The organism is Lysobacter enzymogenes (assembly GCF_900106525.1).
In the GTDB taxonomy this organism is placed as follows: domain Bacteria; phylum Pseudomonadota; class Gammaproteobacteria; order Xanthomonadales; family Xanthomonadaceae; genus Lysobacter; species Lysobacter enzymogenes.
On record NZ_FNOG01000008.1, the window covers coordinates 59,135 to 82,355 of the forward strand.

Below are 23,221 nucleotides of genomic sequence, written 5' to 3' on the forward strand. Positions count from 1 at the left end.
CCGAACACGCTCCAGCGCGAGCGTATTCGGGCCCGGCGTCGTTTTAGCGCCGCGTTTTCGCGTTTGTCCACACCGGTCCGGCGCGCCTGCGCCGGCTCAGTCGGCGCGTTCGAACAAGGCCAGCGCCTTGGCGAACTCCGCATCCGCCGGCGCGGTCGCCTCGATCCGCTGCCCGCTGTGCGGATGCACGAACGCCAGGCGCTGCGCGTGCAGCAGCATGCGATGGATGCCGAGCATGCGGAAACTGCGGTTGTGGCGGCCGTCGCCGTGGCTGGTGTCGCCGATCAGGTGATGCGACAGGTGCTTGAGGTGGCGGCGGATCTGGCGGAAGCGCCCGGTCAGCGGCTGCGCGCGCAACAGCGCGTAGCGCGAGGTGGCGAAACCCGCCGACGGCAGCGCCAGCTCGGTCTGCGCCAGCACCGCGAAGCGGGTCTGCGCCGGCTTCTTGAGCGGCTTGCCGGGCCCGCCGTCGAGATCGTGGTCGACCTCGAACGCGTCCTGCGCCGGCCAGCCGCGGCACACCGCCAGGTAATCCTTCTCGACCTCGCGCGACATCAGCACCTTGCCCAGGGCCGAGGCGGTGTCGCGGTCGAACGCCAGCAGCAGGCAGCCGCTGGTGGCGCGGTCGAGCCGGTGGACCAGGAAGATCGGCCGGCCGAACTGCTCGCGCAGGCGGTCGGCGGCGAAGTCGGTCTCGCCGCGCGCCAGCGCGCTGTCGTGAACCATCAGCCCCGCCGGCTTGTCGATGATCGCCAGGGCCTGGTCGGCGTACAGCACCGGCAGGCCGGCGGCGGCGGTCTCGCTAGTGTGCGTTGCGTCTGAATTCGACATCGGATGCGTGCGCGCCGGCAGCCGGCGTGGGGGGTAATCGGGTTCCATTGTCGTCTATGCCTCAGGGCGGCGCAGCCCCGCCGCCGCATCACGTCGTCATGCCTGCCGTCGCACTCGCCGCCGCACCGCCCGCCTACACAAAGGAGTGTCCATGTCCGCACCGCAACGCCTCGCCGTTCCGCTCGCCCTGGCCCTGAGCCTGGCCCTCGCCGGCGCCCGCGCCGAGCCCGCGCGCCCGCCGCAGGGCGTCGCCGCCGGGCCCTGCGCGCAAGGCATCTGCGAATACCGCCTGGGCAACGGCCTGCGCGTGCTGCTGTTCCCCGACGCCAGCCAGCCGACGGTGACGGTGAACCTGGTCTACCGGGTCGGCTCGGCGCAGGAGAACTACGGCGAAACCGGCATGGCCCACCTGCTCGAGCACATGATGTTCAAGGGCACGCCGGAGCACCGCGACATTCCCGCGGAAATGAAGAAGCGCGGCATCAACTTCAACGCCAACACCGCCCAGGACTACACCAACTATTACGGCTCCTTCCCGGCCGACGAGGGCACGCTGGACTGGCTGCTGACCCTGGAAGCCGACCGCATGCTCCATTCCGACGTCGCCAAGGCCGATCTCGACAGCGAGATGACCGTGGTCCGCAACGAGATGGAAAGCGGCGAAAACAACGCCTTCAACGTTCTGGACGAGCGCACGCGCTCGACCGCCTATCTGTGGCACCACTACGGCCAGAGCACCATCGGCGCGCGCAGCGACGTCGAGCACGTGCCGATCGAGCGCCTGCGCGCCTACTACCGCACCTGGTACCGGCCCGATAACGCGACCCTGGTGGTCGCCGGACGCATCGATCCGCAGCGCACGCTCGACACGGTAGCGCGCCGCTTCGGCGGCCTGGCCAAGCCGGCGCAGCCGATCCCGGTGTTCTACACCCGCGAACCGGCCCAGGACGGCGAACGCGAAGTGGTGATCCGCCGGGTCGGCGACCTGCGCCTGCTGATGGCGGCCTATCACACCCCCGCCATCACCCACGCCGATGCCGCGCCACTGGCGGTGCTGCGCGAACTGCTCGGCCGCACTCCCGGCGGGCGCCTGCACAAGGCTCTGGTCGAAACCGGGCTGGCCGAGAGCGTCGGCGCCGGCGCCGATACCTTCCGCGACCCGGGCCTGTTCAATGCCCAGATCGCGCTGGCCAAGGGCGGCGACGCGGCCAAGGCGCAGCAGGTGCTGCTGGCGCAGTTGGAAGGCATCGCCCAGCGGCCGATCGACGCGGCCGAGGTCGAGGCCGCCCGCCAGCGCATCCTCAACGCCTACGAACAGGCCGACGCCAACGTCTCGGGCATCGCGATGAGCCTGACCGACTCGATCGCCGTCGGCGACTGGCGCCTGTACTTCCAGTTCCGCGACGCGGTCGAAAAAGTCGACGCCGACGCGGTCAACCGGGTCGCGCGCGCCTACCTGCGCGCGAGCAACCGCACCCTGGGCCGGTTCGAACCCGAAGAAAAGCCCGACCGGGTCGAGGTGCCGCAGGCGCCGGACGCGGCCGACGCGCTGAAAAGCTATGTCGCCAAGCGCGGGGTCGACGCCGGCGAGCAATTCGATCCCAGCCCGGCGAACATCCAGGCGCGCACCCGCACGCTGACCATCGACACCGGCGTCGGCGCCGGCCTCAAGCTGGCCCTGCTGCCGAAGAAGACCCGCGGCAACACGGTGACGTTCTCGGCCAACTTCCGCTTCGGCGACGCCGATTCGCTGCGCGGGCGCGATGTCGCCGCCAGCCTGGCCGGCGCGCAGTTGATGCGCGGCGGCGGCGGCCTCAGCCGCGAACAAATCGACGCGCGCTTCCAGGCGCTCAAGACCAGCGCGCGCGTCGGCGGCGACCTGCAATCGGCCTCGATCGGCCTGCAGACGCGCCGCGACCAACTCGCCGATGCCGTCGCACTGGCGGCCAAGCTGCTGCGCGAACCGGCCTTCCCCGAGGCCGAGTTCGAACAGTACCGGCGCCAGGCCATCACCGGCCTGGAAGCGCAGCGCCAGGAACCCGACACGCTGGCCGGGCAGGCGCTGGCCCGCCACTTCGACCCGTGGCCGGCCGGGCACCCGCTGCACGCGCGCAGCCTGGACGAATCGCTGGCGGCGATCCGCGCGCTCAAGCTCGAGGAACTGCGCGCGTTCCACCGCGAGTTCTACGGCAGCGCCGAGGGCGAGATCGCCGTGGTCGGCGATTTCGATCCCGACGCGCTGGAACGCCAGCTGCGCACGCTGTTCGCGGCCTGGAAGGCCGGCCACGCGTTCGCGCCCATCGCCACGCGTTACACCGCGGTGGCGCCGGAGCAGCGCCGTCTGGACGCGCCGGACAAGGCCAACGGCGTGCTGCTGGCGCGCGCCAACCTGTCGCTGAAGGAAACCGACCCCGATTACCCGGCGCTGGTGGCGGCCAACTACATCCTCGGCGGCGGCATGAAATCGCGCCTGATCGACCGTCTGCGCCAAAAGGACGGCCTCAGCTACAGCGCGGGCAGCCGCCTGGACGCCGACGACAGCCGCGACGGCCGCGACGACGACGGCAACTGGAGCATGCAGGCCATCGCCGCGCCGCAGAACCTGGACAAGGTCGAACGCGCCACGCGCGAAGAACTGACCCGCCTGGTCGAAAGCGGCGTAGCCGCCGACGAACTGCGCGACGCAGTCTCGGGCCTGCTGACCCGACGCGAGCAAGCGCGCGCCTCCGACAGCAACGTCGCCGGCCTGCTCAGCCGCAACCTGTTCTTCGGCCGAACCATGCAATCCACTGCGGACCTGGACGCCAAGCTCAAGGCCTTGACGGTGGAGTCGGTGAACGCAGCGATCAAGCGGCACCTGAAGCCACAAGACTTCAGCGTGTATCTGGCCGGGGATTTCGACGCTGCGAAGAAGGCCAGCGGAAAGTAAATCCGCGCAGGAAGCGAAGTTGTGGCCGTCGCCATTGCTCTTCGCTCCCCCCGCCACCGCGAACTCGCCACAGGCAATCAGAGACCCGAAGGGCGGCGCACAGGATGTGCGCCGTGCGCCACCCAGGCCATGGATGGCCTGTGTGGCGCATCCCTGCGAACGCACCGAACCTTAGTGGCTCTTGATTCGAAAACAAGGAAAGCGCCTTTCTTTGGTTACTTTCTTTGGCAAGACAAAGAAAGTGACCCGGCCGCTTGCGGACGGAAGCTGTTGATCTTGGCTGGTCGTCACTCGTTGCTACGAGAGAAGCAGAAGCAACATCAAAATGGATTCCGGCTTTCGCCGGAATGACGGGCTGGAGGTTGCGGGGCTTCGGTAAGTTGCGGCGGAGCTGCGTCGCTGCGGTTGGTCGCGACTTGCGTCGCTCCTACAGGAACTCCGGCCAGTTTCGTATCCAACTGTAGGAGCGGCGCAAGCCGCGACCGCGAAAACGAAACAACGACGACTACCGCGCCTCATCGCAAAAAAACGTCGCAACGCGCAAACGCCGCAACGCCCGACCGCTACTTGAACCACCGCCGCCGCGGCCAAGCCGCCAACAACGCCCACACCCCGCCCAACCCCGCGATCCACGACGACGCCGGCACCGACCAGAACCGCGGCCCGCCGGACTCCAGCCCGTACAACACCGCCGAAACGATCAGCAAGCCCGTCCCCAGGATCGCCGACACCGTCCGCCGCACCGCATCCTTGATCGTGCGGTTGAGCTCGACGATATCGCCCGAACGCATCTTCAACTCATGCTGCCCGGCCACCTGCTGGCTCAACCAGGCATGCAGCAACCGCGGCATCTCCGGCGCGCGCGTCACCAACTCCGGCAAGCGCTTGCGGAACTCCCCGGCCAGCCGCTGCGGGCTGTAGCGATCGAGCAAGATGCGCTGCAGCACCGGCCGCGCCACCGCCCAGATATCGAGCTTGGGATCGAGCAGCCGGCCGACGCCTTCGATGTTGAGCAAGGTCTTCTGCAACAGGATCAGCTGCGGCTGCAAGGTCAGCTCGTAGCGCTGCGCGGTGCGGAACAGCTTGAGCAGCACCTCGGCCAGCGAAATCTCGCTGAGCGGACGGGTGAAGTACGGCTCGCACACCGCGCGCGTGGCCGCTTCGAGTTCGTCGATGCGGATGTGCGCCGGCATCCAGCCGGCCTGCACGTGCAGCTCGGCGATGCGGCGGTAGTCGCGGTTGAAGATCGCCATGAAGTTCTCGGCGAGGTAGTACTGATCCTCGTCCGACAACTGGCCCATGATGCCGAAATCCAGGGCGATGAAGCGCGGGTTGTTGCGCCGCGCCGGGTCGCTGTCGACCCAGATGTTGCCGGCGTGGGCGTCGGCGTGGAAGAAGTTGTCGCGGAACACCTGGGTGTAGAACACCCGCACGCCCTTGGCGGCGAGCGCGCGGCGGTCGATGCCGGCGGCGTCGAGCGCGGCGATGTCGTCCGACGGTATGCCGTAGACGCGCTCCAACGTCAGCGCGCGCTCGGAGGTGTGGGTCCAGATCACCTCGGGCACGTACATGTCGTCGCTGTCGGCCCAGAACCGGCGCAGCACGCTGGCGTTGGCGCCTTCGCGCTGCAGGTCGAGCTCGGCGGCGAGCGTGCTTTCGATCTCGGCCACGATCGCGCGCGGACGGATCTTGTCGGCGCTGGGATGGGTGCGGTCGACCAGCGCGGCCATCGCCTTGAGCAGGGCGATGTCGCCGGCGATCTTGCCCTCGATGTCGGGGCGCAACACTTTGACGACGACTTCGCGCGCCGGCCGCTCGCCCTGCGCCGGCAGGCGCGCGGCGTGGACCTGGGCGATCGAGGCCGAGGCCAGCGGCTCGATGTCGAAACGATCGAAGGCCTCGTCGATGCGCCGCTCCAGCGCGCCTTCGACGATGCGCCGCGCGGTCTCGCCGTCGAACGGCTTGACCCGGTCCTGCAGCAAGGTCAGCTCGGCGGCGATGTCCGGCGGCACCAGGTCGCGGCGGGTGGAGAGGATCTGGCCGAACTTGACGAAGATCGGGCCCAGCTCCTGCAGCGCCAGGCGCAGGCGCGCGCCGCGCGACATCGCCTCGACCTCGGCCGAGGCGCGCGGCACGAACGGACGCGCGAGCTTGAGCCAGCGTTCGACCGGGGTGTCGTCGAGTAAGGCGTCGAGACGGTAGCGCAGCAGCACGCGGCCGATGCGCCAGGCGCGGGCGGCGGATTTCATGCGCGGACCTTTTGCGGGAGGGCCTGCCTTTGTGGGAGGGCCCGCTTTTGTGGGAGGGCCTTCAGGCCCGATGCTCTTGTTTCAGATGTGGAAGAAACCTCGCCGCTGACCGAACAGCGTCGGGCCTGAAGGCCCTCCCACAAGAGCCTGCGGCGCCGCGGCGGCATGCTCATGCGCGCTCGCCCGCGCGCGCGCTCAGGCGCACCACCCGCGCGGCCGCGCGTTCGACGTCGTCGCGCAGCGCATCGACGTCGTCGTGGAAGGCGTCGAGCTCGGCGCGCGGCACCAGGTCGCGGCTTTCTTCGGTCAGGTATTCGGCGGCGTTGCTGGCGAACGCGCCGGCGGCGTCGCGCGCATGGCGCAGCGCGCCGGCCACGGCGTTGGCGATCTGCACGCCGACCAGGTCGCCGAACACTGCGGTGAAGGGCTGCTGCCAGTCCGGATCGAACCGCTCGGCCAGACGCTGCAGGCGCCGGGCCAGATCGGCGTCGCCCTCGATGCGCAGTTTCCCGACCGGCGCGGCCTGTTCGTTGCGCGCGGCGCCGAGCAGGCTCGGCAGTTGCGCGAAGATCGCGCCGAGGGTGCTGCGCACCGACAGGTCCGGTTCGTCGCTGCTGCGCACCGGGCCGACTTCCAGGCGTTCGCCGGCGACCAGGATGCGCGCGGCCAGCGGCGGCTCGGCCAGATGCAGGGCGATGCTGCGGCCGTCGAGCGCGGACAGGCCGGCGCGGGTGTCGGGATCGAGCGCGAGCGCGCGGTTGAGCGCGGCTTCCAGGGCGCGGCCGGCGAGCGGCTTGAGCGCATCCAGGGGCGAGGCGGAATCGTTCATGCGTCCATTCTATCCGGCCCCGCCCAGGCGGCTGTTAGCGCTTTGTGCAAGCGCGGTGCGGTTTAGCGACGCGGCGTGGCGGCGCGGCACGAATGCGGCCCGCAGCCCCTGTAGGAGCGGCGCGAGCCGCGACCGCGAAACCCGGCGTCCGGCGCGAGATCGAAGCCCCGCGGTCGCGGCTCGCGCCGCTCCTACAGGAACTCCGGCCACTTTCCTACTGCGCCGCCTTCACCCGCGCCAGCCCTTCGTCGAAGCTCACCTGCGGCACGTAGCCGAAGTCGCGCTTGGCCGGGCCCATGTCGTACCAGTGCGTGGTCGACAGCTGCTCGGCCAGGAACCGGGTCATCGGCGGCTCGCCCTTGAGCGGCAGCAGCGTCCACAGGCCTTCGCAGATCGCGCCGACGACATAGGCGGCGCGGAACGGCAGGGTCTTGTCCACGGTCGGCGCGCCGACCGCGCCGAGCAGGCCGTTGAGGGTCTCGCGCACGGTGCGCGGGTCGCCGTTGCTGATGAAGTAGGCCTTGCCGGCGCAGGCCGCGCCCGGCGCCAGATGCTCGAAGGCGTCGAAGTGGGCCTGGGCGGCGTTGTCGATGTAGGTGGTGTCGATGCGGTTCTCGCCGGTGCCGACGAAGCGCAGGCGGCCGCTGTTGGCGCGCTGGACCAGGCGCGGCAGCAACTGGTTGTCGCCGACGCCCCAGATCAGGCGCGGGCGCAGCGCCACGGTCGCCAGCTGCGGCGAGTTCGCCGCGAGCACGGCCTTTTCGGCGATGGTCTTGGTGGTGGCGTAGGCGGCCTTGAAGCCGTCGCCGTAGGGCACGGTCTCGGCGCTGCCGCCTTCGACCGGGTTCGTCGCGCGGTGGGTCACGCTGGGCGTGGAGGTGTAGACCAGCTTGCCGATGCCGTGCGCGCGGCAGGCCGCCAGTACGTTTTCGGTACCGACGACGTTGGCCTGGTGGTAGCTCTCGTAACTGCCCCAGGCGCCGGCCTTGGCGGCGTTGTGGAAGATCGCCTCGCAGCCTTGCGCAGCGGCGACCACCGCGTCGCGGTCGGCCAGGTCGCCCTGGATCTGGGTCACGCCGAGCGGGTCCAGCGCCGGGTAATGGCCGCGATTGAAGCTGACCACCTCATGGCCGCGCGCGACCAGGCCGCGGCACAGCGCCTGGCCGAGGAAACCGCCGCCGCCGGTCACCAGGATCTTCATCGCGTTCGGTTCCAAGAATGGGGAGGCAAATGATAGGCCCTGCGGCGCGGGCGGAGTGTCGCCTGGGCGACAGCCGCGGGCTCTTGTGGGAGGGCCTTCAGGCCCGATGCTTTTCTCTCAGGTCGCCGTGATCTGGAACAAAAGCATCGGGCCTGAAGGCCCTCCTACAACAAGGGCCTCCCACAACCGCAGGCCCGACGCGGCGCTCAGTCGCCGATCGCGCGCGCCTGCAGCGCCAGCTTCTCGCGCCCGATCTTGGCGTTGTGGCGGATGTCGACCGGGAAGCCCGGATGGAAGCGGAAGCGCTCGATCCCGGCGGTGTGGGCGTGGCCGGCGCCGATCTCGCGCAATTCGGCGAGGATGCGTTCGCGCTCGCGGTTGCCCACGCGCGGCTGGTGCAGTTCCACCCATAGCAGCGGCCGCTGCTGGCCCTGCGCGCCAGTGCCGACCAGCGCGGTGCGGCGCACCTTGGGATGGGTGTTGAACACCGGTTCGACCTGCTCGGTGTACAGCGGCCCGTTCGCGGTTTCCACGCGGTGGCCCTTGCGCCCGCAGAACCACAGCCGGCCTTGCTCGTCGAGATAGCCCACATCGCCCATGCGATGGACGATGCGCTCGCCCTGCGCGGTGCGTTCGCGGATCTTGGCCAGCCGGGTCATGCCGTCGCGGTTGAAATACGCATCGGTCGCGGTCGGCCCGGCCACGGTGATTTCGCCGACCGTACCGGCCGGCACCAGCAGTTCGTCCGACCACTGTTCGATGGCCTCGTCGCTGATCCGCACGATGCGCACCTGATTGCGCGCCACCGCGCGGCCGACGCAGGTGCCGGCGCCGGCCTCGGTGGCCGCGCGCGTGGATTGCAGTTCGCGGCCCTCGATCACCGCCACCGGCAGGCATTCGGTGGCGCCGTAGGGGGTCCAGAACTGGGCGTCCTCGTGCATCAGCTCGCGCAGCTTGGCGACCGTGTCCGGCGGCACCGGCGCGCCGGCCGAAGTGACCCGGCGCAGCGTCGGCAGCGGCTGGCCGTAATCGGCCAGCACCTTCATCAGCGCCGGCGAGCCGAACAACTGGTCGCAGCCGAACCGGCGCAGCGCATCGTGCAGCTTGGCCGGATCGGCCTGCGCCGGCCGGGTCGGGTCCATGTCGGGGATCACCGAGGTCAGGCCCAGCGCCGGGTCGAACAGCGCGAACGGCGGGAACGTCGGCAAGTCCACCCCGCCCGGCGCGATGCCGAAGGCCTCGCCCATCATCTCGATCTGGGCGACGAAGTGGCGATGGCGGAACACCACGCCCTTGGGCACGCCGGTCGAGCCGCTGGTGAACACGATCGCCGCGACTTCCTCGGCCTTGGTGTCGGCCAACTGCGAACCGGCGCCTTCGCCGGCGCGTTCGACGCGTGCGAGCGTGTCGTCGGCAAGGAATGCGCGCGCGCCGGTGGTGATGCGGATGCGCGCCGACTTCGCCCAGCCCAGCACCACCCGGGCGATGTGCGCCAGCGGAATGCCGATGAAGGCCTCCGGCGCGGCTTCGTCCAGGCATTGACGCAGCGCGCGCTTGTCGATGCCCGGATCGATCAGCACCGGCACCGCGCCGGCCTTGAACAGGGCGAACATCAGCAGGAAGAACTCGGGCGAGGGCCGCACCATCACCGCGGTGCGGGTGCCGCGGACGATGCCGCGCTTGGCCAGGCCGGCGGCGATGGCGTCGCTGCGGCGGTCGAGCTCGGCGTAGGTCAGCTCGACGTCGTAGCGCGCCAGCCCGTCGGGCCCGCGCGTGCCGGGGCAGCGCATGGCCACGCGTTGCGGCGATTGCGCGGCCAGCCGCGGCAGCGAGGCGGCGATGTTGCAGACGGCGTCGGAAGCGTCCATGCGTCGGTCTCAGCCCAGCGGATTGCGGTCGAGGAAGGCGCGGATCGCCGGCACCAGCTCGGCGGCCTTGTCTTCCAGCACGTAGTGGCCGGCGTCCTGGAACGCATGCACTTCGGCCTGCGGCAGCGCGTCGGTGAAGCCCTTGAGGAAGTGGTGGTCGAACACGAAATCGCCCAGGCCCCAGCCGATGAAGGCCGGGCGGTCGGCGTACTCGGGCAGTTTGCGGCCCATCGCCTGCACCAGCGGCCAGGCCTTGTCGCCCTCGCCCAGCGGGATGTCCTGGACGAAGCGCGAAGTGGCGATGCGGTTGGCCCAGGAGTCGTACGGCGCGACGTAAGCGCGGCGCACCTCGGCCGGCATCGCCTTGGACACGCCCAGGCGCGCGGCGCCGCCGGCGAAGGCGTTGAGGCCGCGGATCAGGCCGGTGCCGATGGCCGAATCGCGGCCCAGGCGCAGGCGCTTGGGCAGCGGCTTGGCCGCCGGCAGCGGGAACGCGCCGGTGTTGGTGATCACCAGGCGCTTGATCTGGTCGGAATGCTTCAGGCCCCAGCCGAAGCCGATGCCGCCGCCCCAGTCGTGCACGGCCAGCGTCATCGGGCCGCTGATGCCCAGGTGCTGCAACAGCTTCTCGACGTCGTCGACGCGCGATTGCAGGGTGTATTCGTAGCGCTCGTCGCCGGGCTTGTCGGACAGGCCCATGCCGACGTGGTCGGGGACGATGCAGCGGTAGCGGTCGTGCAGGCCCAGCACCAGCTTGCGCCAGTAATAGCTCCACGACGGGTTGCCGTGCAGCATCACCACGACTTCGCCGTCGCGCGGGCCCTGGTCGAGATAGCTCAGGCCGATGCCCGGACGGACCTCGAAACGTTGCGGCTGGAACGGGTAGTCGGGGAAGCGGGGGCTGGACGTCATCGGGGGCTCGTTGGCGGCGCGCCGTCGGGGCGGGCCAGGGCGGACAGGCGGCCATTATCCGGTGCCGGGGCCGGATGGGGAATTTTTGCGGTCTGGGCGTGGCCCGGCGCCCCGCGGATCCCCCGAAGCCCCTGGTAGGAGCTGCGCAAGCTGCGACCGCGAATTCCGGCGGCCGGCGCGAGCTGGAAACCCCGCGGTCGCGGCTTGCGCCGCTCCTACAGGTAGCCCATGCGAGTCCGCCGGCGCCCGCGAATCGCCCCGCAGCCCCTGTAGGAGCTGCGCGAGCTGCGACCGCGAATTCCGGCCTCCGGCGCGAGCTCGAAACCCCCGCGGCCGCGGCTTGCGCCGCTCCTACACGCAGCCCATGCGATCGGCCCAGCGGTCGCAACAAAACCTATCGTTTGAACATGCCGCCCCTGTGCCGATGGCCGCGGGCGCTTGCCGCACACTCGCCCCATGATGACTGCCGCCGCCCCGCCCCGCCATGCGTAGCAAGCTGTTCGTCCCGGGCGCGCGGCCGGAGTTGTTCGACAAGGCCCTGGCCGGCGCCGCCGATGCGCTGTCCTTCGATCTGGAGGACGCGGTCGCGCCCGAGCGCAAGGCCGCCGCGCGCGTGGCGGTGGCTGCGTTCCTGGCGTCCAGCGCCGCCGCGGCCTCGTCCAAGCTGATGATCGTGCGGGTCAACGCGCCCGGCAGCGAGCACTTCGCCGCCGATCTGGCCGCGGTCGCGCGCGAGGGCACCGACCTGATCAACCTGCCCAAGATCGAATCGGCCGCGGCCCTGCACGAGGCCGTGGCCGCGCTGGAACGGGCCGAGACACGCAACGGCGTGGCCCGCCCGATCGGCCTGCTGGTCAACATCGAAACCCCGCGCGCGCTGCTCGCCGCGGCGGCCATCGCCGGCGCGCACCCGCGCGTGGCCGGGCTGCAGCTCGGGCTGGCCGACCTGTTCGAAGCCCAGGGCATCGCCCGCGACGACCGCGCCAACGTCCACGCCGCGCTGTTCGCGGTGCGCATGGCCGCGGCCCAGGCCGGGGTGTTCGCGCTCGACGGCGCCTACGCCGACCTGCACGACGAAGCCGGCTATTTCGACGAAGCGCTGGTCGCCAAGCGCCTGGGCTTTCTCGGCAAGACCTGTCTGCATCCGCGCCAGGTCGGGCTGGCCAACCGCGCCTTCGCCGCCAGCGCCGACGAACTCGCGCGGGCTCGGCGCATCGTGAGCGCGGCCGAAACCGCCGCCGACGGCGGCCGCGGCGTGTTCGTGGTCGATGGGCGCATGATCGACCGGCCGTTCCTCAAGCGCGCGCAGGCCTTGCTCGCCACCGCGGAACGCACGTGAACGGCCGCGGCGTGCGCGCCGCGGCATCCACGCGCGGCGCACAGGGCGCCGCGCAGGTTTAGGGGAACGGGAACGGATGTCGCAGCAGTCGCAGTCGCTGAAACCGGGTCGTCGCGCGCCAGCGGCGCGTTCAAGTCTGGCCGGCGCACGCCGCGCCCTGTGGCCGCCGATATCGGCGGCGCGCGCGCTGTCGCTGTGGATGCTGTTGCTGTTGGCGGCGCTGGCCGCGCCGCTGCAGGCCGAACCGCTGACCCCGCTGCGCAGCGGCGAATTGCCCGCGCTGCAAACCGCCGCGCCGCCGCTCGGGCTGGCGCAGCTGGACGGCGCCACCGTCGCCGTCGGCAGCGAAAGCGCGTGGCGCCTGGATCCCGGCGCCGCGCAATGGCGCGCGCTGCAATGGACGCCGCCGCCGCGGCTGCGCGCGATCCTCGGCGACGGCGCGCGCGCGTTCGCGCTGTCCGCCGACGGCGCGTTGGCGCGGCTTCAAGCCGACCCCGCGCGGCTGCAGGCGCTGCCGCTGCCGGCCGCGCCGGAACCGCTGCGCGACGCCGCCGCGGCGTGGTCGGCCGACACGCTCTATCTCGCCGGCCTCGGCGCCGACGGCGCGCCGCGCCTGTACCAGCGCCCGCTCGGCGACGAACGCGCGGCCTGGGCCGCGGCGCCCGCCTGGACCGCGCCGGGCGCGCCGCGTACCGCGCTGTTCCAGACCAAATCGCTGTTCCTGGTGCTCGCCGACCCCGCCGGCGGCGCCGACCGGCTGCTGCGCTGGACGCCCGGCCAGGGCGGCTGGAGCGAGGCCAGCCGCGTGCCCGGCCAGATCGCCGGCGCCGGCCGCGCCACCGGCCAGGCCCACCTGCTGATCCCGGTGAGCGCCAGCGCGCATGCGCCGGCGCAGCTCAAGACCTTCCAGACCATCACCGGCGCCTGGGCCGAACTGCCCGGCGCGCAGGTGCCGGCCGACGCGCTCGCCACCGCGGCCTGGCCCGACGGCCTGATGTGGGCGCGCGCCGACGGCGCCCAGACCCGCTTCGCCACCGCTCAGATCCAGTCCAACAAGCTGCGCCTGCACTGGCTCGACTGGGCGGTCATCGTCGTCTACCTCGCCGGCATGATCGGCATCGGCCTGTATTTCTATCTGCGCGAAAAACGCGGCAGCACCGACAGCTTCTTCGTCGGCGGCCGCAGCATCCCGTTCTGGGCCGCCGGCATCAGCCTGTACGCGGCCAACACCAGTTCGATCAGCTTCATCGCGATTCCGGCCAAGGCCTTCGAAACCAACTGGCAGTACATGGCCAACAACATCATCGCCGTCGGCGGGCTGGTGTTCGTGGCGATCTGGATCGTGCCGCTGCTGCGCCGGCTCGACCTGATGTCGGTGTTCTCGTACCTGGAAACCCGCTTCCATCCGTCCATCCGCATGCTCGCCAGCGCGCTGTGCGTGTTCGTGCAGATCGGCAGCCGCATGAGCGTGATTCTGTTCCTGCCGGCGCTGGCGATCGCCACCATCACCGGCATCAGCGTGTTCTGGAGCGTGCTGCTGATGGGCGGCTTCACCATCGTCTACACCGCGATGGGCGGGATGAAGGCGGTGATCTGGACCGACTTCGTCCAGGTCATCGTCAAGATGGGCGGCGCGATCTTCGCCATCGGCTTCATGATCTGGGGCCTGCGCGGCGGCTTCGGCCAGTTCTGGTCGACCGCGATGGCCGAAGGCAAGATGCACACCTTCGATTTCAGCTTCGACCTGACCAAGGCCACCGTGTGGGGCTTCTTGTTCCTGGTGCTGTTCGAGGTGGTGCTGACCTTCCCCAAGGACCAGGTGCTGATGCAGCGCACCTTGTCGACCAGCTCGGCCAGGGAAGCCGGCCGCTCGATCTGGGCGTTCGCGGCGATCATGATTCCCGGCGGCATCGTGTTCTACACCATCGGCACGGCGATGTTCGTGTACTACCGCGAGCATCCCGAGCGCATGAATCCGTTGCTGCCGATCGATGCGACCTTCCCGATGTTCATCGCCGCCGAACTGCCGGTGGGCGTGACCGGGCTCATCATCGCGGGCATCTTCGCCGCGGCGATGGCGACGCTGTCGGGGATCATGAACTCGGTGGCGACGCTGATCTCGGTGGACTTCTACGAGAAGCTGCACAAAGGCCACAGCGCGCAGCAGAGCGTGCGCTTCGCCGAACTCATGACCGTGGTGGTCGGTCTGGTCGGCATCGGCGCGGCGCTGCTGCTGTCGAAGTTCGACATCCATTCGCTGTTCGACGTGTCGATCGAACTGGCCGGTTTGCTCGGCGGCGGTTTCGCCGGCGCCTACACCCTGGGCATGTTCACGCGTCGCGCCAACTGGCAGGGCGTGGCGATCGGGATCGGCGCCAGCGTGGTGCTGACCTTGGGCATCTGGACGCTGCGCGCGGTGCATCCGTACTACTACCTGGCGATCTCGATCGCGCTGTGCATCGTGATCGGTTACATCGCCAGCCTGTTCTTTCCGGCGCCGACGCAGTCGCTGGATGGGTTGACGATTTATCGCGACAGGCCTTCATCCGCCCCTGCGGGGCACCTTCTCCCGCAAGCGGGAGAAGGAACAGCCAAGTCCGATTAGGCTCTAGAAAGCCCCTCTCCCGTGTACGGGAGAGGGGTTGGGGTGAGGGCCGCCCCCCACACAAAGATGACTAATGGAAGTAGCCCACCCCACCCACCTGAGGTAGCGTTGCCCGACAACGAACGCGAGCCGCCGTGGAAACCCAGTTCCTCAACACCTTCGTCACCATCGTCGACCAAGGCTCGATGGCCGCCGCCGCGCGCGTGCTCGGCATCACTCCGGCCGCGGTGGCGCAGCAGATCCGCACGCTGGAACGCGAGATCGGCGCACCGCTGATCGCGCGCGTCGGCCGCACCGTCAGCGTCACCGAGGAAGGCGCGCGGATCCTGCCGCGCACGCGCGAGCTGTTGCGCAACATCGCCGACCTGCGCAGCGTCGCCACCGAAAGCGAAATCGCCGGCGAACTGCGCCTGGGCGCCTGCCCGACCGCATTGGCCGGGATCCTGCCCGATGTGCTCGCGCGCATGGTCGAGACCTTTCCGCAGATCAACGTCTTCATCAAGCCGGGCTATTCGGCCGACCTCTATCACGCGGTCGAACAGGGCGACCTGGATGCGGCGATCGTGCTGCAGGCGCCGTTCCCGCTGCCCAAGACCTGCGAGTGGCAGCTGCTGCGCGAGGAACCGCTGATCGTGCTGGCGCCGGCGCACCTGGCCGACCGCGACCCGCATGAACTGCTCGCCACCCAGCCGCTGATCCGCTACGACCGCCATCAATGGGGCGGCCGCCAGGCCGAGGAATACCTGCGCGCGCAGCGCATCGTCCCGCGCGAACGCTTCGAATTGAACGCGCTCAACGCCATCGCGGTCATGGTCGACCGCGGCCTGGGCGTGTCGCTGGTGCCCGACTGGGCGCAGCCGTGGCCCGAAGGCCTGAAACTCGCGCGCATCCCGCTGCCCGACGCCTCGGCCAAGCGCTGCATCGGCATCGTCTGGTCGCGCTCGAGCGTGCGCGTGCGCCTGGTCACCGTGCTGTTGCAGGAAAGCAAGAAAGCCATGCAGCAGCGCAGCGCCCCGAACCCCCTGTAGGAGCGGCGCAAGCCGCGACCGCGAAACCACGCATACGACGCGAGCGTGAACGCCCGCGGTCGCAGCTCGCGCAGCTCCTACAGCCTGAAACGAAACCCCACCGCTGTTTCCCGACTCCTAACCGCTATCTCCTAGCGTTTACGTTGCAGCGCAGCAAGAATTTGTAACGCCTCACCCAACAAAACCTAGCCTCTGAACATAGCGCGCAACGGTTCTATGCCCGCAGGCGAACGCATAGTCTCGCCAGCATCCGGGGATCGCGCGATGTCGGGGACGTCGCCACAAGGACGCGGCCACGCTGCCGTCGGGCCAACGCCGGAACGATGCGCGACGCCGCTCGCGGCGCGCGCCGGCCTTCGCACCACCACGACGGAACCGAACATGCTCAAGCCACTTTCCGCCGCGATCGGCAGCGCCTTGCTGCTCTCCTTCGCCGCCGGCACCGCCACCGCCCAGGACGCCGCTGCGGCCGCCGCGCCGGCCGCGCCCGAGAGCGAAACCGCCGCCGCCAACCGCGCCGCGGTCAACCTCGACAACGTCGTGGTCACCGGCACGCGCAGCCCCAAGGCGGTCGACAAGATTCCCGGCGCCATCACCCTGGTGTCGAAGGCCGAACTCGCGCGCAGCCTGGTGCTGACCGAAGACGCCACCGCAGTGCTGGCGCGCACCGTGCCCGGCTACGCCGAATCCTCGCAGGCGATGAGCAACACCGGCGAGAACCTGCGCGGCCGCGTCGCCCTGCGCCTGTTCGACGGCGTGCCGCAAGGCTCGCCGCTGCGCGAGGGCACCCGCAACGGCACCTTCACCGACATGGGCATCGTCGGCCGGATCGAGGTCATCAACGGTCCGTCCGCGTCCGAAGGCATCGGCGCGGCCGGCGGCATCATCAACTACCTCTCCGCCGCGCCGACCAAGGAAGGCAACGAGTTCACCGTCGTCAGCCGCTACACCACCCAGTTCAAGGACGACAGCGCCGGCTGGAAGCTCGGCTTCAACTTCGCCCGCAAGGCCGGCAACTTCGACATGCTCGCCAGCGCCTCGTTCCTGGACCGCGGCATCACCTACGACGGCAGCGGCCGCCGCATCGGCATGAACACCAGCGGCTCGCTCGCGGACACCGAATCGCGCAACCTGTTCCTCAAGGCCGGCTACGACTTCGGCGAAGACGGCACCCAGCGCATCGAAGGCTCGGTCAGCCACTTCAACATCGAAGGCAAGGCCAATTACATCCAGGTGCTGGGCTGCCGCCCCGACGAGCGCGCGCTGTGCGGCGAGACCCGCACCAACACCTCCGAGCGCGGCAAGATCTTCGGCTCCAAGGCCGCGATCAACGACTTCAAGCAATACCAGCTCACCTACACCCACAGCGATTTCTTCGGCGGCACCCTGACCGTGAACGGCTACAAGGCCGACCAGGAAATGCGCTACCTGCCGGAAAACACCATCGACCGCCAGGATCCGCTGCTGGGGCCGATCGGCCAGGTCTGGGACCAATCGGAAATCGTCACCAACAAGAAGGGCCTGCGCACCTCGTGGGCGCGGCCGTCGCTGTTCGCGGTCGAAGGCCTGGAACTGCGCGTCGGCGTCGACCTGGTCGAAGACACCGCCGAGCAGCGCCTGGCGCTGACCGACCGGCTGTGGGTGCCGCCGATGGAGTACAAGAGCCGCGCGCCGTGGATGCAGCTGTCCTGGGACATCGGCCCGGTGACCCTGTCCGGCGGCCTGCGCCGCGAAGACGGCGAGCTGCACGTGAACGACTACACCACCACCTGGTATCGCGACCGCCGCCACGTCGGCGGCGGCACGCTCGATTACCAAGAGAACCTGACCAACTTCGGCGCGGTGTGGCGGGTCAACGAGCAGTGGTCGGTGTTCGGCTCCTACGGCGAAGGCTTCACCCTGGCCAACGTCGGCATCCCGCTGCGCAACGTGCAGTGCTCCGGCGACGGCGGCAGCATCCAGACCGACGGCTGCCCGAACGACCCGCCGATCAGCGTCGGCGACCTGCTCGACCTCAACGCCATCGTGGTCAAGAACACCGAGTTCGGCTTCAACTGGCGCGGCGAGCGCGGCTCGCTGAGCGCCTCGCACTACGATTCCAAGTCCGACTACGGCCAGTCGCTGGCGATCGACCCGGTCACCAACGACCTGGTGCTGCTGCGCGCGCCGGTGCGGATCAAGGGCGTCGAGCTGTCCGCCGACTGGCGCTTCAACGACGCCTGGCGGGTCAGCGCGGTGTATTCGCGCACCCGCGGCAAGACCGCGTTCTGGACCGCCGACGCCGCCGGCCGCTTCGGCGCCGGCGGGCTCAACAAGCCGATGGGCGTGCTCGACATCAATCCCGACAAGTTCGCCTGGACCCTGACCTGGAACTTCCGCCCCAACGCCGACGTGAGCCTGGGCGCGACCACGCTGTTCTCGCGCGACCTGTCCGGCAGCGACGTGCGCGGGTTCGACAACCGCGCCTTCAGCTTCAGCGAAAGCACCAAGGGCTACACCTTGTTCGACCTGGGCTTCAACTACGAGACCGAGCGCTACGGCAAGCTCTCGCTCGGCATCGAGAACCTGCTGGACAAGCAATACATCCTGAGCTGGTCGCAGCCGCCGGGCGGGTTCCAGAACTACTGGGCCGGGCGCGGGCGCACGATCTCGCTTTCCCACACCTTCAAGTTCTGAGTTCCTAAGTTCTGAGATCTGCGGCGCAGGCCGGACCGGAACGCCCTCATCCGCCGCGGCAAGGACAGCCGCGGCGGCCTTTTCTTCGTTGCAGGAATCGACTTGCCCACTCGCGCTTTCCGCTGTCGCCGCTGGTCCGTCCTGGTCGTGGGACTGATGGCGATGGGTGCGGCTTGCGCCGAGGCCGGGCACGACAGCGTCGGGCCTGAAGGCCCTCCCACAGCAGGTGCCGCGCCGATGCAGGCATCGACGGATATTGTGGGAGGGCCTTCAGGCCCGACGCTTTCCGCTCAGCCTTCAACGAACCCCTCGCCCTACGCGGCACTGCACGCTTTCCTGGACCGCTCCACCCGACCGGGCGGCTACCTCGGCGCAGTCAGCCTGATCGTGCACAACGGAAAAATCGTCGATTTTCAAGCCTACGGCCAACGCGACCTCGCCCGCCGCGCGCCGATGCGGCGCGACGCGATCTTCCGCATCTATTCGATGAGCAAGACCATCACCTCCGCCGCGGTGATGCAATTGGCCGAGCGCGGCCTGATCGATGTGGAAGCGCCGATCCAACGCTACCTGCCCGAACTGGCGGACCGCCAAGTCGTCGCTGGCGGCACCGCGGCCGCGCCGCGGCTACGCCCGGCGCAACGGCCGATCACCGTGCGCCACCTGCTGACCCACACCGCCGGCTTCGCCGCCGGCCTGCCCGGCGACGAAACCGCCGCGGCGCTGACCCAAGGCCACGACCCGCACGCCGCGCGCGACCTCGCCGGCTTCGTCGCCCGCCTCGCCCAGGCGCCGCTGGCGGCCGATCCCGGCACGCGCTTCGGCTACGACGGCGCCGCCACCGAAACCCTGGCGCGGCTGGTCGAAGTCGTCTCCGGACAAACCTTCGATGCCTACCTGCGCGAGCATCTGTTCGCGCCGCTGCAGATGCGCGACACCGGCTTCGCGGTTCCCGCCAGCGAGCGCAAGCGCATCGCCGACCTCACCACCACCGGCGACGACGGCCGCCTGCGCCTGGACGACGGCCCATCGCAGCGCGAACCCGGCGCGCCGCTCAACGCCTATCCCAGCGGCGCAGGCGGCTTGTATTCCACCGCCTGCGATTACGCCCGTTTCGCCCAGATGCTGCTCGACGGCGGCCGCATCGCCGAACGCTCCGGCTTCGCCCAGTGCGACGGCAAGCGCGCGCGCGGCCCCGGCCCGCGCGTGCTGCGCGCCGATACCGTCGCCGCGATGCTGCGCAACCAACTGAGCATGCTCGATCCGCCGGTGCATCAGTTCGATCCCGGCGAAGGCTTCGGCTTCGGCGGCGCGGTGGTCATCGACCCGGCCAAGCGCAGCGCGCCGGCGTCGCTGGGGCAGTTCGGCTGGCCTGGCGCGGCCTCGACCACCTACGCCATCGATCCGCTGCGCAAGACCGTGGCGATCGCGCTGTTGCAGCACCTGCCGCGCACCGGCGCCGCCGGCGATCCGCCGCGCCTGAGCCGCGATTTCTACCGCCTCGCGTTCGCCGCCGCGGACGCCGCACCGAGCCCGCCATGACCGCGCCATCGCCCCGCACCGTTCTCGTCGCCGGCTCGGCCAATCTCGACTTCGTCGTGCGTGCTGCACACGCGCCCGCGCCCGGCGAAACCGTGCTTGGCCGCGAACTGGCGACCTATCCCGGCGGCAAGGGCGCCAATCAGGCGCTGGCCTGCGCGCGCGCCGGCGGCGCGCCGACCCGCATGCTGCTGGCCTTGGGCGCGGACGCGCACGCCGAGCCGATCGAACGCTCGCTGCGCGACGGCGGGGTGGAACTCGTCGTGCGCCGCTGCAATGAGCGCGCCACCGGTACCGCCTTCGTCTGCGTGGCCGACGACGGCGAGAACGCAATCGTGGTCGCGCCCGGCGCCAATGCCGCGCTGCGCGGCGACGACCTGCCCGCGCTCGACGGCGTCGGCTGGTTGTTGTTGCAGCTCGAATCGCCGCTGGACGCGGTCGCAGCGTGGGCGCGGCAGGCGCGCGCGGCGGGCGTCGCGGTCGCGTTGAACGCCGCCCCGGCGCAGGCCTTGCCGATGGCGCTGCTGGACGACATCGACCTGTTGATCGTCAACGAAGGCGAGCTGAGCGCGCTGACCGGCATCGCCGACCTCGACGCCGCGCTCGCCGCCGTGCGCGTGCCGCACGTGGTGGTGACCCTGGGCGCGCGCGGCTGCCTCGCCCGCGTCGATGGCGTGCGCTTTCGCCAGAACGCGTTCGCCATCGAAGCCGTCGATACCACCGCCGCCGGCGACACCTTCTGCGGCGCGTTGATCGCCGCGCTGGCTCGCGGCGACGACGATTTTCCGACCGCGCTGCGCCGCGCCTGCGCGGCCTCGGCGCTGGCCTGCACCCGGCCCGGCGCGCAGACCAGCGTGCCCAGTCATGCCGAGGTCGAAGCGCTGTTGCACACTGCGGTGGACCCGGTTTTTGTGGGAGGGACTTCAGTCCCGACGCCTTCCGGGCAGGTCGCCTCGGTTTGAAAAGAAAGCATCGGGACTGAAGTCCCTCCCACAGTCGCTACGCCTCTCATCCTCGCTAATCCGAAATCCGCCATGTCCAACTACGATTCCGCCGCCGACGACGCCCCCGAAGCCGAACGTCCGCGCGTGCGCAGCGAATACAAGTTCTCCCACGTCACCACCCAGCGCTATCTGCCGCTTCCGGGCAAGGCGCCGGGCTGGCCGTTCGCCGAGATCGGCCATTGGAAGATCGATGTCGACGCCAGCCTCGACGACTGGATCGAAGAACTCAAGGACTGGCGCCGCGAACACCTGGTGCGCATCGGCTACGACGACGCGCATTACCGCCGGCCCGAGCTGCAATGGGCGCAGCGCAATTTCGTCCACGCCCAGATGATGGTCGAGGACCGCTATTTCTACGATCCGGTCGCGGGCCGCTACACCGTCGACCGTTATCTCGACGATCTGGAACGCCGCTACGGCGGCATCGACAGCGTGCTGATCTGGCCGGTCTATCCCAACATCGGCGTCGACGACCGCAACCAGTTCGATCTGGCCCGCGACCTGCCCGGCGGCCTCGACGGCCTGCGCGGCGCGGTCGCCGATTTCCATCGCCGCGGCGTGCGCGTGTTTCTGCCGACCATGCCCTGGGACCACGGCACCCGCGACAGCGGCCGCCGCGACTGGGACTGCGTCGCCGAACTGGTCAAGGCCGTCGGCGCCGACGGCGTCAACGGCGACACCTACAACGGCGTGCCGCGCGCGTTCTTCGACGCCTGCGACGCCGTCGGCCATCCGGTGGTGCTGCAGCCCGAATCGACCATCAGCGCCGAGGAAGCGCTGATCTGGAACGTGCAGAGCTGGGGCAAGAAGGCGCCCAACGAACCGGTGCCGCCGGTGGCCAAGTTCAAGTGGCTGGAACCGCGGCACATGATCAACTACGAGAACCGCTGGGGCCGCGACCGCAACCACGATCTGCAATACATCTTCTTCAACGGCATCGGCTACAACGCCTGGGAGAACATCTGGGGCCTGTGGAACCAGCTCACCGAGCGCGATGCGGAAACCTTGCGCCGCATCGCCGCGGTCGAACGCGAGTTCGCGCCGCACTTCGTCAGCGCCGATTGGCGGCCGTATGCGCGCACCTTGCAGCACGGCGTGTTCGCCAGCCGCTTTCCGCACGAGGGCGCGACGGTGTGGAGCGTGGTCAACCGCAACGAATCCGATCTCGACGGCGAACTGATCGCGGTGGCGCACGCGCACGGCCAGCGTTACTTCGACCTGTGGAACGGCGCCGAGCTGACGCCGCGCGTGGACGGCGAACGCGCGGTGCTGGCGTTCGCGCTGGAACGCCGCGGCTTCGGCGCGCTGCTGGCGTTGCCGGCCGGCGCCGCGCGCGACGGGCTCGATGCATTCCTGGCGCGGATGCAGGCGATGTCGGCCAGGCCGCTGCGCGAGTACAGCGCGCAATGGACCTCGCTGCCGCAGACCCTGGTGGCGATCGCGCCGACCGCGCCGGCCGCGGCCGCGCCGGCAGGAATGGTCGAAATTCCCGCCGCCGACTTCGACTTCGTCGTCGGCGGCGTGCAGATCGAAGGCCAAACCTGGGACGGCGCGGACGTGCAGTACCCGTGGGAGAACAGCGCGCGCCGCAACCATCGCCGGCGTTTGAACCTGTCGCGCTTCTTCATCGACCGCACCCCGGTGACCAACGCGCAATACCTCGAATTCGTCCGCGCCAGCGGCTATGTCCCGCGCGATGCGCACAACTACCTGCGCGACTGGATCGACGGCGCACCGCGCGCCGGCTGGGAACACCGCCCGGTCACCTGGGTCGCGCTCGAAGACGCCCGCGCCTACGCGCACTGGGCCGGCAAGCGCCTGCCGCGCGAGTGGGAATGGCAGTACGCCGCGCAAGGCGGCGACGGCCGCCGTTACCCGTGGGGCGACGATTGGCGCGACGACGCGGTGCCCGCGCCGAACCGCGGCCGCCGCGTGCGCGCGCCGGATCCGGTCGACGCGCATCCGGCCGGCGCCAGCGTGTTCGGCGTGCTCGACCTGGTCGGCAACGTCTGGCAGTGGACCGACGAATACTTTGATGAACACACCCGCGCGGCGATCCTGCGCGGCGGCAGTTCCTACCAGCCGCAGACCTCGCATTGGTACTTCCCGCAGGCCTACCGCCTCGACCAGCACGGCAAGCTGCTGCTGATGGCGCCGGGCAAGGACCGCTCGGCCTGCATCGGCTTCCGCTGCGCGATGGACGCGGAGTAA

At 70.0% G+C, this 23,221-nt stretch carries 14 protein-coding genes and 2 pseudogenes; 9 read left to right on the forward strand and 7 right to left on the reverse strand.

What is annotated here, in order from left to right; all coding sequences use genetic code 11:
- Positions 1 to 96 precede the first annotated feature (96 nt).
- Positions 97 to 831 carry a pseudouridine synthase gene (locus BLU84_RS19115; protein WP_074870990.1) on the reverse strand — a complete coding sequence of 245 codons (735 nt, stop codon included), beginning with the start codon at positions 829 to 831 and terminating at the stop codon, positions 97 to 99.
- Between the two features lie 151 nt (positions 832 to 982).
- Between BLU84_RS19115 and BLU84_RS19120 the strand changes: the two genes are divergently transcribed.
- Positions 983 to 3,760: a M16 family metallopeptidase gene (locus BLU84_RS19120; RefSeq protein WP_074870993.1), complete on the forward strand. Its 2,778-nt coding sequence runs from the start codon at positions 983 to 985 to the stop codon at positions 3,758 to 3,760.
- Positions 3,761 to 4,323: 563 nt separating this feature from the next.
- On the opposite strand, the gene ubiB is transcribed toward BLU84_RS19120, so the two are convergent.
- The 3 genes from ubiB to oleD form a co-directional block, all read right to left on the reverse strand.
- Entirely contained in the window at positions 4,324 to 6,009 is a 1,686-nt protein-coding gene (gene ubiB / locus BLU84_RS19125) for a ubiquinone biosynthesis regulatory protein kinase UbiB (protein ID WP_074870995.1), read from the reverse strand.
- A 169-nt stretch (positions 6,010 to 6,178) separates the two neighbouring features.
- Positions 6,179 to 6,838 (reverse strand): ubiquinone biosynthesis accessory factor UbiJ, encoded by a 660-nt coding sequence (locus BLU84_RS19130; protein WP_074870997.1) that lies wholly within the window; start codon positions 6,836 to 6,838, stop codon positions 6,179 to 6,181.
- Positions 6,839 to 7,052: 214 nt separating this feature from the next.
- Positions 7,053 to 8,039: a 2-alkyl-3-oxoalkanoate reductase gene (gene oleD, locus BLU84_RS19135; RefSeq protein WP_074870999.1), complete on the reverse strand. Its 987-nt coding sequence runs from the start codon at positions 8,037 to 8,039 to the stop codon at positions 7,053 to 7,055.
- Between the two features lie 85 nt (positions 8,040 to 8,124).
- Here oleD and BLU84_RS28800 point away from each other — a divergent pair.
- Positions 8,125 to 8,199 (forward strand): annotated as a pseudogene (locus tag BLU84_RS28800) (DUF6053 domain-containing protein); the annotation flags it as partial.
- A gap of 46 nt (positions 8,200 to 8,245) precedes the next feature.
- Here the strand turns inward: BLU84_RS28800 and oleC are convergent.
- Both oleC and BLU84_RS19145 read right to left on the reverse strand, forming a co-directional pair.
- Positions 8,246 to 9,907 carry an olefin beta-lactone synthetase gene (oleC, locus tag BLU84_RS19140; RefSeq protein ID WP_074871001.1) on the reverse strand — a complete coding sequence of 554 codons (1,662 nt, stop codon included), beginning with the start codon at positions 9,905 to 9,907 and terminating at the stop codon, positions 8,246 to 8,248.
- A 9-nt stretch (positions 9,908 to 9,916) separates the two neighbouring features.
- Positions 9,917 to 10,819, reverse strand: coding sequence for an alpha/beta fold hydrolase (locus BLU84_RS19145; RefSeq protein WP_074871003.1), 903 nt, complete (start codon positions 10,817 to 10,819; stop codon positions 9,917 to 9,919).
- A gap of 484 nt (positions 10,820 to 11,303) precedes the next feature.
- Between BLU84_RS19145 and BLU84_RS19150 the strand changes: the two genes are divergently transcribed.
- From BLU84_RS19150 to BLU84_RS19175, 6 genes are all read left to right on the forward strand, one after another.
- The gene (locus BLU84_RS19150) at positions 11,304 to 12,158 is read left to right on the forward strand and encodes an HpcH/HpaI aldolase/citrate lyase family protein (protein WP_074871004.1); all 855 of its coding nucleotides are present in this window, start codon (positions 11,304 to 11,306) and stop codon (positions 12,156 to 12,158) included.
- A gap of 76 nt (positions 12,159 to 12,234) precedes the next feature.
- The gene (locus tag BLU84_RS19155; protein ID WP_074871006.1) at positions 12,235 to 14,763 is read left to right on the forward strand and encodes a sodium:solute symporter family protein; all 2,529 of its coding nucleotides are present in this window, start codon (positions 12,235 to 12,237) and stop codon (positions 14,761 to 14,763) included.
- Between the two features lie 134 nt (positions 14,764 to 14,897).
- Positions 14,898 to 15,791, forward strand: a complete 894-nt coding sequence (locus BLU84_RS19160) for a LysR family transcriptional regulator (RefSeq protein WP_074871007.1) — start codon at positions 14,898 to 14,900, stop codon at positions 15,789 to 15,791.
- Between the two features lie 381 nt (positions 15,792 to 16,172).
- Positions 16,173 to 18,467 (forward strand): TonB-dependent receptor, encoded by a 2,295-nt coding sequence (locus BLU84_RS19165; RefSeq protein WP_074871009.1) that lies wholly within the window; start codon positions 16,173 to 16,175, stop codon positions 18,465 to 18,467.
- A 237-nt stretch (positions 18,468 to 18,704) separates the two neighbouring features.
- Positions 18,705 to 20,009: a serine hydrolase domain-containing protein gene (locus BLU84_RS19170; protein ID WP_267889194.1), complete on the forward strand. Its 1,305-nt coding sequence runs from the start codon at positions 18,705 to 18,707 to the stop codon at positions 20,007 to 20,009.
- Positions 20,006 to 20,968, forward strand: a complete 963-nt coding sequence (locus BLU84_RS19175) for a ribokinase (RefSeq protein ID WP_074871012.1) — start codon at positions 20,006 to 20,008, stop codon at positions 20,966 to 20,968. Before BLU84_RS19170 ends, BLU84_RS19175 begins: the two co-directional genes overlap by 4 nt.
- Here the strand turns inward: BLU84_RS19175 and BLU84_RS28805 are convergent.
- Positions 20,953 to 21,042, reverse strand: a pseudogene (locus tag BLU84_RS28805) (hypothetical protein); the annotation flags it as partial. The gene BLU84_RS19175 and the pseudogene BLU84_RS28805 sit on opposite strands and share 16 nt — an antisense overlap.
- Between BLU84_RS28805 and BLU84_RS19180 the strand changes: the two are divergent.
- A complete protein-coding gene (locus BLU84_RS19180) occupies positions 21,041 to 23,221 on the forward strand; it encodes an SUMF1/EgtB/PvdO family nonheme iron enzyme (RefSeq protein WP_074871014.1) in 2,181 nt (726 codons plus the stop codon). The pseudogene BLU84_RS28805 and the gene BLU84_RS19180 overlap by 2 nt on opposite strands.